The organism is Paraburkholderia sp. BL9I2N2 (genome assembly GCF_004339745.1).
GTDB lineage: Bacteria > Pseudomonadota > Gammaproteobacteria > Burkholderiales > Burkholderiaceae > Paraburkholderia.
In genome coordinates this window covers 421,113-434,317 of sequence record NZ_SMGP01000002.1, presented here as the reverse complement: position 1 = coordinate 434,317, position 13,205 = coordinate 421,113, and the positions used below count along the sequence as shown (strand labels likewise).

Here is a 13,205-nt window from a genome sequence, read left to right as displayed (position 1 = left end):
GCACATTTGCAGAAAGATCGCATCTCCGTCAGTCGGCATTCCCCCCGACACTACTGATTCGAGTCTTCGCTGCGGTCTGCGCCTTTTGCCAACAGTAGTCAAATCTGCTTGTGTCGAATGCTTATGCATCTCCGCGTGACGACCGTCTGAACAGTCGCAAATGTCACGGGGGTGGTCAATGGCTCAAGACACGTTCATCAAGATTAACGGCTGCGACGGCGAATCGCAGGACGCCTCGCATCTGAACGAAATCGACGTAATCGGTTGGCGCTGGAAGGTTTCACAGGATGCAACCATGATGTCGGGCTCCGGCGGTGGCGCGGGCAAGGCCACCGTTTCAGATCTGGAGTTCACGCACAAGCTGGACCGTGCGAGTCCGAATCTGGCCAGATATTGCTTCACCGGCAAGCATATTGACCAGGTGAAACTGACCGTGCGCAAGGCCGGGGAGTGCCGTTCGAATACCTGATGATCACGATGTACGACGTGGTCATTACCCAGGTCGAGCCGATCGGCGGCGGCGACGAATGCCACGAAGATGTTCATCTGTCTTTTTCTACGATGAAGCATGAGTACTTCGTGCAAAACGCCCAGGGAGGAAGCGGCGGTGCGGTGACCGCGACGCTGTATATCAAGAACAACACTACGAAGTGACCGGGCGGGGGAAGAGGAGATGCCGGTTAAATGTACTTTTGTTCTTAATGGGCAGACGGATTCGGTCCTTTTGTGCGAGGGAAGCATCCCCGTTGCTGCCTTCTCGGGAACCGGTCACGGCCGGGATAACCCAGCTGATACTGCGATAGAAAACGTTGGACCGATTCCGAAGGGAACCTACTGTCTGGTTGATCGTCAGTCAGGGGGCTTAATGGGTTTTCTGTACGATTGGTTGTATGCGACCGACTCCGTCACTACCGACCGTCGAAAGTGGTTCACGCTCTGGAATCCAGCAACGGGAGACACGACCAATATCAATGGCATCAAGCGCGGTAACTTCCGACTGCATCCAATGGGGCACTTGAGGTTGAGTCACGGATGTATCACCGTCGTGAACCCTCAGGAATTCGATCGACTTCAGAAATTCATTCGTTCGAGGGGACAGACTGTGCCAGTGCCAGGCACAGCTTTACGAGCTTACGGAACGATCGACGTGAAATGAAAAAACGATTCGCAATCCGTCTTTCGATTTACACCGTTTTAACCATGATATCGGGGATTGCTGGTTGGTACGCAGTGCATCTTCTCGACATACTTCCGGTCGAAATGTCCAGCAGCGAGGAAGCATTTATCCTATTCTGGCTACGCTGCACGAACACGGAATATCTGGCAAATCCTGATGACATCAACGTGCTTGCGTGGCTGCTCTACTGGCTAGTTTCTACGTTATTGATTGCTTTAGCTCTGGCGAAATTCAAAGGGTGGCTGCCTCGCTATCTCGTTGCAAGAAAGAGTGGCAAGAAGACTCCCAGGATGCCTTTTTCCGTAACCCTCATTGCATCTTTACTTGCACTTCTCGCCATTAGTGATCTTGGATGGTACCTGTCGAGTCCGTACACAACATACCCGTTGCATATCCCGTCATCTGTCAGTGCGATAGTCAGACTCTGGCTGTCAGTCACGGGCGAAGGCAGTAAGGCAGATAACGAGGGCGATATGTTGTCGTATGTCATGAACCTTTATTGGGCCGTGGCTACGCTACTTATCGGCACACCTGTGCTCGTCTGCTGCCTCGCGATACGCCGGTTCATACACAGAAAAACACCATAACCACCGCCTGCCCACTCACTCATACCACCGAGGCGTATAAACCCACTCACGACCTTCTGCCACGTTGCCAAACCGCCGCGTCGTCGACGACCCCACGATCACCATCGTGCGCATATCCACATCGGACGAGCGCAGTTCGCCTAGCGTGATCGTCCTCAGTGTGCTGCCGGGTCGACCGATGTCTCGGCCCAGCACTACCTGAGTTTGCGCCGCACGATACTCCCGCACGATATCCAGCGCTTTATCCAGCTGCCACGGCCGTGCGCGCGAAATCGGGTTATAGAACGCCATCACCAGGTCCGCTTCGGCGGCATGCCTCAGACGCTTTTCGATAATCGTCCAGGGCTTCAGATTATCGGACAGCGACAGCATGCAGAAGTCGTGACCCAACGGCGCACCTGCTTGCGCCGCCGTTGCCATCGCCGCCGATACACCCGGCACGATCTTTAGTTCGACTGTGGCCCAATCCGCGTTATCCGACGACTCCAGCGCTTCGAGCACCGCCGCGGCCATCGCGAACACTCCCGGATCGCCCGAGGACACCATGACCACCGCGCGTCCCTCGCTGGCCAGTTCGAACGCATGCCGCGCGCGTTGCATTTCCTCGCGATTGTCCGTGCCGTGAACGCGCTGGTCGGCGCGCAACGGGCCGGCCATCTTTACGTAGGTGTCGTAGCCGAGAATATCGGTGGCAACGTTCAGCGCCGTGCGAGCTGCCGGCACCATCAGATCGGCGCTGCCGGGCCCGAGACCGATCACGGTCAGGCGACCACGCTTGCGGCCGATCGTGTCCGCATCGATGGCGAGCGGCGCCAACGCCAGCGCGACGCCAGCAACTGCATCGTTGTGCAACGTCTCGTAGGGAATGTGCAGCGCGGCGTGCAGCAGGTTGGCAGGCGGCTCGCCATCTTCGGGGCGTGCCAGCGCGAAACGCAACGGCACGTCCAGGTTCGCCGCGGCTTCGGCAAGTGCCGGGTCCGCCATGCGATCAGAGGATGCCAGCAAGGCCGCGAGCGACAGCGGCGCGAGACCATGCGAGTCCAGTGCCTCGCGCACGCGCGCCACGATGCCGCCATCCACGCCCGTCACCGCCGCGACCACGCTGCGTGGATGAATCACCAGCTCATCCTCGCGTCCGTCCCATGCTCGCGGCGTCACGCGAATCGCAAGACGCGCCGAGGCGGAGCGGGGTAGTTGCGCGTCGTCGAGCCACGGCGCTTCGCCTTCGATGCGCGTGCTTTCGCCGGCCAGCAGGTCCGACACGAAGCGCTTGCCTTGGCCGATGTCGGCGAGCGTATAGCCGTCGGGCGGATTGAGCACGCAGGTGCCGAAACGTAATTCGCCACTCGTCGTGATGTCGGCCGGCACGGCCAGCATCGCGGCAATTTCGCGCGCCATCAGGTTGACGCCGGCGAGACCGCCGAGCAGCGGCACGACCGCGCTGCCGTCTTCGGCAACGGCCAGCACCGGCGGCTCGACGCCCTTGTTCGACAACGATGGCGCGAGGCAACGAATCACGATCCCTGTCGCGCACAACGCGACGATCGGCGTGCCGCGCGCATACAGTTCCCGCAGATGCGCGCCGAGTTCGTTATACGACACGTCCGCTTCGACGCGTCCTTGCAACGCATGCACCTGGCTGCCGGCATACAACGCCTGAATGCGCCGCGCCGTCGCCAACGCGCCCGTGCCGAGAATCACGATCGCGGGCGCGCTCATCCTTGCCATTTTTCCCCCGGCACCACGAGCAGCGAGAAATACGGCGACGCCATCGGATCCACTTCGGCGAGCGGCACGATGCGTTGATTGCCCATCGTCGCGCGTTCGACGTAGAGCGCGCGGTCCGCGAGACCGAGTTCGCCGAGCACGCGCCGCACCTTGTCGAAGTTGCGGCCGAGTTTCATCACGACGGCGGCGTCGGCATCGGCGAGACGCCGGCGCAGTTCGTCTTCCGGCAACACGCCCGAGAGCACCGACAGGCTCTGGTTGCGATACACCAGCGGCGCGCCGAGCACGGCGGCGCCGCCGAGCATCGAGCAGACGCCGGGCACCACTTCGCTTTCGTAGCGCGCCGCAAGGCGATCGTGCAGATACATGTACGAGCCGTAGAAGAACGGATCGCCCTCGCAGATCACCGCGACGTCGCGGCCCGCATCGAGGTGAGCGGCGACGTCTTCCGCGGCGGTGTCGTAGAAGTCGGCGATGATCGCTTCATACGAAAGCGGCGGTTCGAGCGCTTCGGTCGTGACGGGATACACCAGCGGCAGATGCTGCTGCGCGTCGTGCAAATGCGCCTCGATGATGCTGAACGCGTTGCCTTTCTTGCCCTTGGCGACGAAGTACGCGACCACCGGCGACGCCTTCAGCAAACGCAGCGCTTTCAGTGTGATGAGTTCCGGGTCGCCGGGGCCGACGCCGAGTCCGAACAAACGTCCTTGCGCCGTCATTTATTCGACCTCCGTGGCCAGCGCGTTCACCGCGGCTGCCGCCATCGCGCTGCCGCCGCGCCGGCCATGCACCACCACGAAGGGCACGCCGCGGCTGTCGTCGGCGAGCATGGCTTTGGATTCGGCCGCGCCGACAAAACCCACTGGAAAGCCGAGAATCAGCGCGGGTTTGGGCGCACCGGCGTCGAGCATATCGAGCAGATGAAAGAGGGCGGTCGGCGCATTGCCGATCACCACGACGCTGCCCGCCAGATGTGGCCGCCACAATTCGAGCGCCGCCGCCGAGCGTGTATTGCCGAGTTCGCGTGCGAGCGACGGCACGTCCGGATGCGCGAGCGTACAGATGACTTCGTTGTGCGCCGGCAGCCGCGCACGCGTGATGCCTTGCGCGACCATGCCGGCATCGCACAGGATCGGCGCGCCTTGCGCGAGCGCCGCGCGGCCCGCTGCGCCCGCGCCTGCGGACGATTGCAGATCGTTGATCACGTCGACCATGCCGCACGCGTGGATCACGCGCACCGCGAGTTTCTCGAGGTCGGCGGGAATGCGCGACAAGTCGGCCTCCGCGCGAATCGTCGCGAAGGATTGGCGATAGATCTCCTGACCGTCGCGAATGTAATCAAGCATCGGTGTCACTCCGGGCGAGGCGTTCGAGCATGTCGGCGGCCTGGCCGATCGTCAATTGGCGCGCGACGCACTGGCCGAAACCGGGCTGGCCGTCGCGTCGATAAAGGTCATAGAGGCCGGGCGCGGCTCCGAGCAGCGTGTACGGTGCGCAATGCGCGGCGGCGCACGAGCGCGAGCAGCCGCTCAGATGCACGTCGACGTCCGCAGGCAGGCGGGCCGCGAGGCGCAGCGCGTCGGACTTGGTGTCGGCGAGGCCCTTCGCGCAGCCGCTCGATCCGGCGCACGCGATCAGGCGCGTGATGGCTTGCGCGGGATCGCAGGCGAGACCGAGCGTGTTCAGACCGGACAGCACTGTCGGGACGGCGTGCGTGGCGATGTCGGGTAGCAGCACGCTCTGCCAGGGCGTTAGGCGAAGCGTGCCGTTGCCGTGCTGTTGCGAAAGTGTCGCGAGGCCGTTAAGGGTGTCGGCGTCGAGGCGTCCGAGCGACGGCTGGCCGCCGACGTGCCAGGTTTCGGCCACGCGTTGAGCGTGGGCGCCGAGGCGGAGGCTGGCGTCGGCCGGTGCAACGCGATGCCACTTGGCCAGCTTCGCGTTTTGCGTCAGCGGGAAGTCGAGATATCGCTGAGCGTGACTCAGTACAGCATTGACGGAATGCGCGGCTAGCAGATGGCGCATGCGCGTGGCGTCGGCGGAAGCGAGGTCGAGGAATGTGAGGAGCAGCGCGCGGACTAGTGCGGTGACTTGCGAAGGAAGTATCGCGGCTAATGCGCCTGTGCCGTCTGCACGGGGCTTGTCCGGCGCGATGCGCTCGTTGTGTGCTAAAGAGCCAGCAGACTCGCTAACAGGCGGACAACCCGCCAACCCGAACACGAACCGCACGCCATCCGCCTCTTGCGATGCCGCCAGCCACACATCGTGCGGATGATCCACTCTCGCGAGCCGCTCGCCGCCGTCCAGCAGCAGCGCGAATTTCGGCGACAGCGCCGCGAAACGCGCTTCGCTTTGCAGCATCGTGAGCAACTCGGCGCATAGCGGGCGCGTGTCGAACAGGGCGAACGGATCGCGTCCGGCAGCGGGGCTGATCATTACGTTGCGCACGTCGTCGGCTGCGGCTGCGGCTGCGGCTGCGGCGAGTACGTCCGCAGCGCTCTTGCTGTCAGCTTCCGTATTCGCTGCGTTCGCGATCGTTGCATCCGTCGCGTTCTCGCCTTCCGCATCCACGGCGTCCGCTATCCCCGTCTCCACAGCGTTATCCGCCACCGTCCTATCCGCAGCGTTCCCCGCGCCGGTCGCCGGCATCGGCCCGAGACCCGCATCGACCAAAGCCGCAATCAACGCCGCCTCGTCACCGCGCTTCACCCCACGCACCTGCACATTCGCCCGATTGGTCAGCTCGATCACCCCGGCCGCGTACCGTGCGCTGGCCTGCGCGACCGCCCGAGCCTGCGCCGCGCTCAATTCACCGCCGGGCAACTTGATCCGGCAAATCCCGCCGTCGCGCGCGGCGACGATGCGCAGCAGCCCCGGACACGCCGAGGGCCGCAGCGTGAGAGCCGCGTCGGATAAAACGGTGGAAGGCGAAGCTTGATTCAAGACGGACACCGGGTTTAGCGTCGCGCGACGGCCCGAGCAAGCCGCGAGGCGGGCATTGCTACGGCATCGGTACACCCCGCCCGATGTTGGCTGGCACGAACAGTCTCGCCGGCAGGTCTCCTGGCTGGCAGGTCGTGGTCCGCCGCGGCCTTCCCGGTCGAACCAGTGGCGTGGAGCGCAGGCGGACTCGCTGCATACAGTTGCGGGGGCAGCCACAGCGGCACTGTGTTCCCTCTTCGGCCCCGAAGGGCACCGGCGGCTGTATTATGCCTTTTTTCGAACAGCACAACGAGGCTGGACGCTTTGATCGGCGTGGCACAGCGCATTATTTGAAGACACAGAATGAGGATGGATGCATGCCGGCGTGGCTGACGGTGGTGGGCATAGGCGACGACGGCTTCGCCGGTTTGGGAAGGCCCGCGCGGCGTGCTTTGCTGGAAGCATCAGTGGTGTACGGCGGCGAACGCCATCTGGCGATGCTGCCCGCGCGCCTCACCGCGCGCCGTGCCGCGTGGCCGCGTGCGTTCGATCTCGCGCCGCTGCTCGCCGAGCGCGGTGGCGCCGTGTGCGTGCTGGCGAGCGGCGACCCGATGCTGTTCGGCGTCGGCGCGACGCTCGCGCGGCAATTGCCGGCGGGGGAGTTGCGGGTGCTGCCCGCGCCCTCGTCGTTGTCGCTCGCGGCCGCGCGCCTCGGCTGGCCGTTGCAGGACGTCGCGACGGTGTCGCTGGTGGGCCGGCCGTTGCCCACGCTGAACGCGCATCTGCACGACGGCGCGCGCGTGTTCGTGCTGAGCGCGGACGGCCGCACGCCCGCGGTGCTCGCAGAACTACTGAATGCACGCGGTTTCGGGGCGACCCGCATGACAGTGCTGGAACACCTGGGCGGCGCGTTGGAACGGCGCATCGACGGCCGCGCGGATCAGTGGTCCGCGGGCGAGGTGGCCGCGCTGAACCTGATCGCGCTCGACTGCCGTGCCACTGAAGGCGCGCCGCGTCTGCCGCTGACCTGCGGTTTGCCCGACGACGCCTTTCGCCACGACGGCCAGTTGACCAAGCGTGACGTGCGCGCGATCACGCTCGCGCGCCTCGCGCCGACGCCGGGCGAATTGCTGTGGGACGTGGGCGCGGGCAGCGGCTCGATCGGCATCGAATGGATGCGCGCGCATGCCACCTGCCGCGCGATCGCGATTGAAGGACACGCGGAGCGGCAACGCTTTATCGAACACAATCGCGATGCGCTGGGTGTGCCGGGCCTGCAACTCGTGGCGGGCCGCGCACCTGAAGCGCTGCAGGGGTTGCCGGTGCCGGACGCCGTGTTCATCGGCGGCGGCGTGACGGCGCCGGGCGTGCTGGAGGCTTGCTGGGCCAGTCTGCGCGAAGGCGGCCGGTTGGTCGCCAATGCGGTCACGTTGCAAGGCGAGGCGGCGTTGGCGGCATGGCGCGAGCGGCATGGCGGGACGTTGACGCGGATCGCGTTGGCGGATGCGCAACCGCTCGGCGGTTTCGATACGTGGCGGCAGGCGTTGCCGATTACGCTGTTGGAGGCGACGAAGCCGGTCGGGGGCGGGGACGTGAACGCCGCTGGAACCGCTAACGCGATTGACGCCGCGACTGCCGGGAGTTTCACGAACGCTACCAACGTTAAGACCGGCACGAACGCCAAGAACGACGCGAACGCCAAGAGTGCCACGAACGCCGTGAGCTCCACGAGTGTCACGAACGAAGCGAAAGCTACGAAAGGCACAAGCACCACCAACACCGACTTACCGCAAAAACCCTGATGCGCGAAGAAACGCCCGAACACCCCGCGCCGCTGCGTAGCGGCTACACGACCGGCAGTTGCGCCACCGCGACGTCGCTGGCGGCGGCGCGTCTGTTGCTCGCGGGTGTCGTCAGCGAGGTCGCCGAGATCGTGTTGCCGAAGGGCCAGCATGTGCCAATGCCGCTGGTGTTCTGCCGCCTGATCGACAACGGCAGCGGCGGCGCCGAAGCCGGCACCGTCAAGGACGCCGGCGACGATCCCGACGTCACGCACGGCGCGGTCGTCTTCGCTCGCGTGCGCCTCGTCGCCGAACCGGGCGTGATATTTCGCGCGGGGCCGGGCGTCGGCACGGTGACGCGCGCGGGATTGACGCTGCCGGTCGGCGAACCCGCCATCAACCCGGTGCCGCGCAGAATGATGACCGAGCATCTCGCCGAACTCGCAGCGGAGCATGCGTATGGCGGCGGCTTCGAAGTGACGATCGGCGTGGAAGGCGGCGAAGCGCTCGCGCTGAAAACGATGAACCCGCGCCTCGGCATTCTCGGCGGGTTGTCGATCCTCGGCACCACCGGTATCGTGCGGCCCTTCTCGTGCTCGGCGTATATCGCGTCGATCCATCAGGGCATCGACGTCGCGCGCGCGAACGGCTACACGCATCTCGCTGCCTGCACCGGCAACGCGAGCGAGGACGCAATGCGCGCGCATTACGGCCTGCCGGATATCGCATTGATCGAAATGGGCGACTTCGTCGGCGCGGTGCTCAAGCATATGAAGCGCGCGCCCGTCGAGCGCCTGAGCGTGTGCGGCGGCTTCGGCAAGCTCAGCAAGCTGGCGGCGGGTCATCTCGATCTGCATAGCCGCAATTCGAGCATCGACCTCGAACGGCTCGCGCAATGGGCCGCCGAACAGGGTGCCGACGACGCGCTTCAGGCTGCGATCCGCGCGGCCAACACAAGTCAGCAGGCGGTTGCGCTGGCGCGCGCGCAGCAGGTGCCGCTCGGCGATATCGTCTGCCGGCATGCGCTGGCGGTGGCGCGCGAGATCGTGCCGCCGCAGGTCAACGTCGAAATGTTCGCGATCGACCGCCAGGGCTTGCTGATCGGAGCCGCGCAATGAAGCGGATTCTGCTGCTCGGCGGCACCGGCGACGCGCTGCGGATCGCGCGGCAACTCGGCGCTAAGGACGTGTATAGTCTCGCCGGCCTCGGCAAGGTGCCGGACGATCTGGCGTGCGCGGTGCGCGTGGGCGGCTTCGGCGGCAGCGAAGGCATGGCACGCTACATCGAAAGCGAAGGCATTGGTCTCGTGATCGACGCGACGCATCCCTATGCCGCGCAAGTCAGCGCGAATGCGGCGCAGGCGAGCCGCGCCATGCGCGTGCCATATTGGGCGCTACGCCGCCCGGCCTGGCAGCCGCAAGCCGGCGACGACTGGCGCATGGTCGGCAACTGGAACGAGCTCACGGATGCGCTCGCGCCGTTCAGAAAGCCGCTCTTCGCGCTCGGCCGCGAGCCGCTCGCGCATCTCGACGAGATTCCCCCGCATCAGTTCTGGATCGTGCGTTGTCTCGAAGCACACGCAGACACGCCGCGTGCGCGGATACTCGCGGCGCGCGGTCCGTTCACGCTCGAAGGCGAGCGCGCGTTGTTCGCGCTGCAAGCCTTCGACGTGGTCGTCAGTAAAAACAGCGGCGGCAACGCAACCGAGGCGAAACTCGAAGTCGCGCGTGAACGCGGTTTGCCAGTCGTGATGCTGCGCCGTCCCGAGTTACCGGCGGCGGAGCGGGAATTCGAAAGCGTTTCAGATCTGCTCGACGCGCTGCAAGCCGTAGCCTGAATCGCGCATGCATGCCATGCCGCCTCAACGAATCATGGAGTAGTGAATGACGGTGTTTTTTATCGGTGCGGGTCCCGGCGACCCGGAACTGATCACGGTAAAAGGGCAGCGCCTCGTGCGCAGCTGTCCGGTGATCCTGTACGCGGGTTCGCTCGTGCCGGCCGCGGTGCTCGAAGGTCACGCGGCGCAGCAGGTCGTCAACACCGCCGAGCTCGACCTCGATCAGATCATCGCGTTGCTCGCGGCCGCGCATGCCAAAGGCCAGGATGTGGCGCGCGTGCATTCCGGCGATCCGTCCTTGTACGGCGCGATCGGCGAACAGATCCGCAGACTGCGCGAACTGAAGATTCCCTACGAGATCGTGCCGGGTGTCACCGCTACGGCGGCAAGCGCGGCGGCGCTGGGTTGCGAACTCACGCTGCCCGACGTTTCGCAGACGCTGATCCTCACGCGCTTCGCGAGCAAAACCAGCATGCCCGAAGGCGAACAACTGGCCGACCTCGCCCGCCATCGCGCGACGATGGCGATTCACCTCGGCGTGCGGCACCTTGCGCGCATCGTCGACGAATTGCGGCCGCATTACGGCGGCGCATGTCCGATCGCGGTGATCTATCGCGCGAGCTGGCCGGACGAGGAGAAGATCACCGGCACGCTCGACGACATCGTCAGCAAGGTGCAGTCGACATCCATCGAGCGGACCGCGTTGATTCTGGTCGGACAGGTGCTCGCCGCGGAAGGCTTCGCGGACTCGACGCTGTACGCGAAAGACTGAACCTGTCTACGTGAAAAAACCCATCCGCGCGACACGAAACAGCGCACGGATGGGCGACCAACGCCAGATCAATGGCTGATCTCTTAAGCCGTCAATGCATCCGGCTGCCTCGCCGCCAGCTTCGCACGCAATGCCTTGGCGGCCCGAACCATATTCGTCAGCGCCGCTTCCGTTTCCGGCCAGCCGCGCGTCTTCAGCCCGCAATCCGGATTGACCCACAGGCGTTCGGCCGGAATCACTTCGCACGCGCGTTCCAGCAGACGTTGCATGGCTTGCGCGTCCGGCACGCGCGGCGAGTGGATATCGTAGACACCCGGGCCGATTTCGTTCGGATACGCGAAGGCGCCGAAGCCGTCGAGCAGTTCCATCGCCGAACGCGAGGTTTCGATGGTGATCACGTCGGCATCCATCGCGGCGATCGACGGCAGAATGTCGTTGAACTCCGAATAGCACATATGCGTATGAATCTGCGTTTGATCGGCGACGCCCGCTGCGGAAATGCGGAACACACGCGTGGCCCATTCCAGATAGGCGGCCCAATCGGCTTGACGCAACGGCAAGCCTTCGCGGAAAGCCGGTTCGTCGATCTGGATGATGCGAATGCCGGCCTTTTCCAGATCCACGACCTCGTCGCGGATCGCGAGCGCGAGTTGCAGCGCGGTGCTCGAGCGCGGCTGGTCGTCGCGCACGAACGACCATTGCAGCATCGTCACCGGGCCGGTCAGCATGCCTTTCATCAGCCGCTGCGTGAGCGATTGCGCGTAACGCGTGGTCTCGACCGTCATCGGTTCGGGACGGTAGACATCGCCGTAGATGATCGGCGGTTTCACGCAGCGCGAGCCGTAGCTCTGCACCCAGCCGTTTTCCGTGAACGCATAGCCCCACAACTGTTCGCCGAAATATTCGACCATGTCGTTGCGTTCGGCTTCGCCATGCACCAGCACGTCGAGACCTAACTCTTCCTGTTTGCGAACGGCGATCTCGATCTCGGCGCGCATGCGCTGCAGATAGTCGAGCGCGCGCAGTTCGCCGCGTTTGTAAGCGGCACGCGCCTGGCGGATCGCCGGCGTTTGCGGGAACGAGCCGATCGTGGTGGTCGGCAGGAGCGGCAGGCCGAGCGCTTCGCGCTGCAGACGATTGCGTTCGGCAAACGGGCTTTGCCGGTCGGCCATCGCGCTGCTCACCGCGGCCACGCGTTTTTGCACGAGCGCGTTGACCACTGAGCTGGAGTGGCGGCGCGCTTCGAGCGCGCGGTCAGTGGCGGCAAGCGTCGCTTCGGCTGCCGCGGGATCGCGCAAGGCGAGGGCGAGCGTGGCGACTTCGTCGAGCTTCTCGGTGGCGAAGGCGAGCCAGGATTTCAGATCGGCGTCGAGTTTTTTCTCCGCGTCGAGCGAGACCGGCACATGCAGCAACGAGCACGACGACGAAACCCACAGCCGTTCGCCGAACTCCGCATGCAATGCCTGCAACGATTCGACGATCTCGCCGAGGTCCGCGCGCCAGATATTGCGGCCATCGATCACACCGGCCGACAACACCGCGTGCGCGGGCAAGGCCGCGCGCCACGCGTCGAGTTGCTGCGGGGCGCGCGCCAGGTCGAGATGCACGCCGGCGACCGGCAGCGCGGCCACGCGCGGCGCTTGCTCCGCGGCGCTTTCGAAGTACGTGGCCAGCAGCACTTTCACACCCGACGTGCCGAGCACGTCATACGCGGCGGAAAACGCGTCGAGCCATTCAGCGGGCAGATCGACGCACAAGGCCGGCTCGTCCAACTGCACCCATTCGATGCCGCGCTGCTTGAGCTTGTCCAGCAGACGGCTGTAGCGGATCACGAGCTTCGGCAGCAACGACAGGCGGTCGAAACCGGCGACATGGCTCTTCGACAGCCACAGGTAAGTGATCGGGCCGATCAGCACCGGCTTGACCGGCAGATTCAGCGCGAGCGCTTCATCGATCTCCTCGAACAGCCACTCGACGCCGCCGTCGAAACTCGTCTGCGGGCCCAGTTCGGGGACGAGGTAGTGGTAGTTCGTGTCGAACCATTTGGTCATTTCCATCGCCGGTTGCGCGGCGTTGCCGCGCGCGAGCTCGTAGTACTGCGCGAGCGACAGCGCCTTCGGATCGAAGCCGAACCGCTGCGGCAATGCGCCGAGCAGCGCGCTCAGATTGAGCATCTGGTCGTAGTAGGCGAAGTCGCCGACGGTGACGAAATCCAGCCTGGCATCCTGCTGCAATTGCCAATGACGGGCGCGAAGTTCGCGCGCGACGCCACGCAGATACTGTTCGTCGGATTCGCCGCGCCAGAACGATTCCTGCGCGAATTTCAGTTCGCGCTGCGCGCCGATGCGAGGAAAGCCGGGAATATGCGTGCGGGCCATGTGAAGTCCTGTTGTTCGTTGTGTGA

Annotated in this window: 11 protein-coding genes, 1 pseudogene and 1 riboswitch; of the genes and pseudogenes, 7 read left to right on the top strand and 5 right to left on the bottom strand. The window is 64.7% G+C overall.

Annotation, left to right across the window (positions count from 1 at the left end):
• Nucleotides 1–178: 178 nt before the first annotated feature.
• The 3 genes and pseudogenes from B0G74_RS23880 to B0G74_RS23870 all read left to right on the top strand — a co-directional run bounded on the left by B0G74_RS23880 (nt 179) and on the right by B0G74_RS23870 (nt 1,764).
• Nucleotides 179–654, top strand: a pseudogene (locus B0G74_RS23880) (type VI secretion system tube protein Hcp).
• A 19-nt stretch (nt 655–673) separates the two neighbouring features.
• The gene (locus B0G74_RS23875) at nt 674–1,156 is read left to right on the top strand and encodes a DUF2778 domain-containing protein (protein ID WP_132377336.1); all 483 of its coding nucleotides are present in this window, start codon (nt 674–676) and stop codon (nt 1,154–1,156) included.
• The gene (locus B0G74_RS23870) at nt 1,153–1,764 is read left to right on the top strand and encodes a hypothetical protein (protein ID WP_132377335.1); all 612 of its coding nucleotides are present in this window, start codon (nt 1,153–1,155) and stop codon (nt 1,762–1,764) included. The genes B0G74_RS23875 and B0G74_RS23870 overlap by 4 nt, the downstream gene beginning before the upstream one ends.
• A 15-nt stretch (nt 1,765–1,779) precedes the next feature.
• On the opposite strand, the gene cobJ is transcribed toward B0G74_RS23870, so the two are convergent.
• From cobJ to cobG, 4 genes are read right to left on the bottom strand one after another with little or no spacing between them, the layout of a single operon-like run.
• A complete protein-coding gene (gene cobJ / locus B0G74_RS23865; RefSeq protein ID WP_132377334.1) occupies nt 1,780–3,483 on the bottom strand; it encodes a precorrin-3B C(17)-methyltransferase in 1,704 nt (567 codons plus the stop codon).
• Nucleotides 3,480–4,211: a precorrin-2 C(20)-methyltransferase gene (locus B0G74_RS23860; protein WP_132377333.1), complete on the bottom strand. Its 732-nt coding sequence runs from the start codon at nt 4,209–4,211 to the stop codon at nt 3,480–3,482. The genes cobJ and B0G74_RS23860 overlap by 4 nt, the downstream gene beginning before the upstream one ends.
• Nucleotides 4,212–4,838, bottom strand: a complete 627-nt coding sequence (locus B0G74_RS23855; RefSeq protein WP_132377332.1) for a precorrin-8X methylmutase — start codon at nt 4,836–4,838, stop codon at nt 4,212–4,214.
• On the bottom strand, nt 4,831–6,432 hold the full coding sequence (gene cobG / locus B0G74_RS23850; protein WP_243658295.1) for a precorrin-3B synthase: 1,602 nt from the start codon (nt 6,430–6,432) through the stop codon (nt 4,831–4,833). Before cobG ends, B0G74_RS23855 begins: the two co-directional genes overlap by 8 nt.
• Nucleotides 6,433–6,524: 92 nt before the next feature.
• Nucleotides 6,525–6,704, bottom strand: a riboswitch (cobalamin riboswitch).
• A gap of 84 nt (nt 6,705–6,788) precedes the next feature.
• Between cobG and cbiE the strand changes: the two genes are divergently transcribed.
• Genes cbiE through cobM form a run of 4 tightly spaced genes read left to right on the top strand, consistent with a single transcriptional unit; the run spans nt 6,789 to nt 10,801 of the window.
• Nucleotides 6,789–8,213 carry a precorrin-6y C5,15-methyltransferase (decarboxylating) subunit CbiE gene (cbiE, locus tag B0G74_RS23845; RefSeq protein ID WP_132377330.1) on the top strand — a complete coding sequence of 475 codons (1,425 nt, stop codon included), beginning with the start codon at nt 6,789–6,791 and terminating at the stop codon, nt 8,211–8,213.
• The gene (locus tag B0G74_RS23840) at nt 8,213–9,310 is read left to right on the top strand and encodes a cobalt-precorrin-5B (C(1))-methyltransferase (protein WP_132377329.1); all 1,098 of its coding nucleotides are present in this window, start codon (nt 8,213–8,215) and stop codon (nt 9,308–9,310) included. The genes cbiE and B0G74_RS23840 overlap by 1 nt, the downstream gene beginning before the upstream one ends.
• Entirely contained in the window at nt 9,307–10,029 is a 723-nt protein-coding gene (locus B0G74_RS23835; protein WP_132377328.1) for a cobalt-precorrin-6A reductase, read from the top strand. The genes B0G74_RS23840 and B0G74_RS23835 overlap by 4 nt, the downstream gene beginning before the upstream one ends.
• A gap of 46 nt (nt 10,030–10,075) precedes the next feature.
• Nucleotides 10,076–10,801 carry a precorrin-4 C(11)-methyltransferase gene (gene cobM, locus B0G74_RS23830; protein WP_132377327.1) on the top strand — a complete coding sequence of 242 codons (726 nt, stop codon included), beginning with the start codon at nt 10,076–10,078 and terminating at the stop codon, nt 10,799–10,801.
• An 83-nt stretch (nt 10,802–10,884) separates the two neighbouring features.
• Here cobM and metE read toward each other — a convergent pair whose 3' ends face one another.
• Nucleotides 10,885–13,179, bottom strand: coding sequence for a 5-methyltetrahydropteroyltriglutamate--homocysteine S-methyltransferase (gene metE / locus B0G74_RS23825; protein WP_132377326.1), 2,295 nt, complete (start codon nt 13,177–13,179; stop codon nt 10,885–10,887).
• Nucleotides 13,180–13,205: the final 26 nt, after the last annotated feature.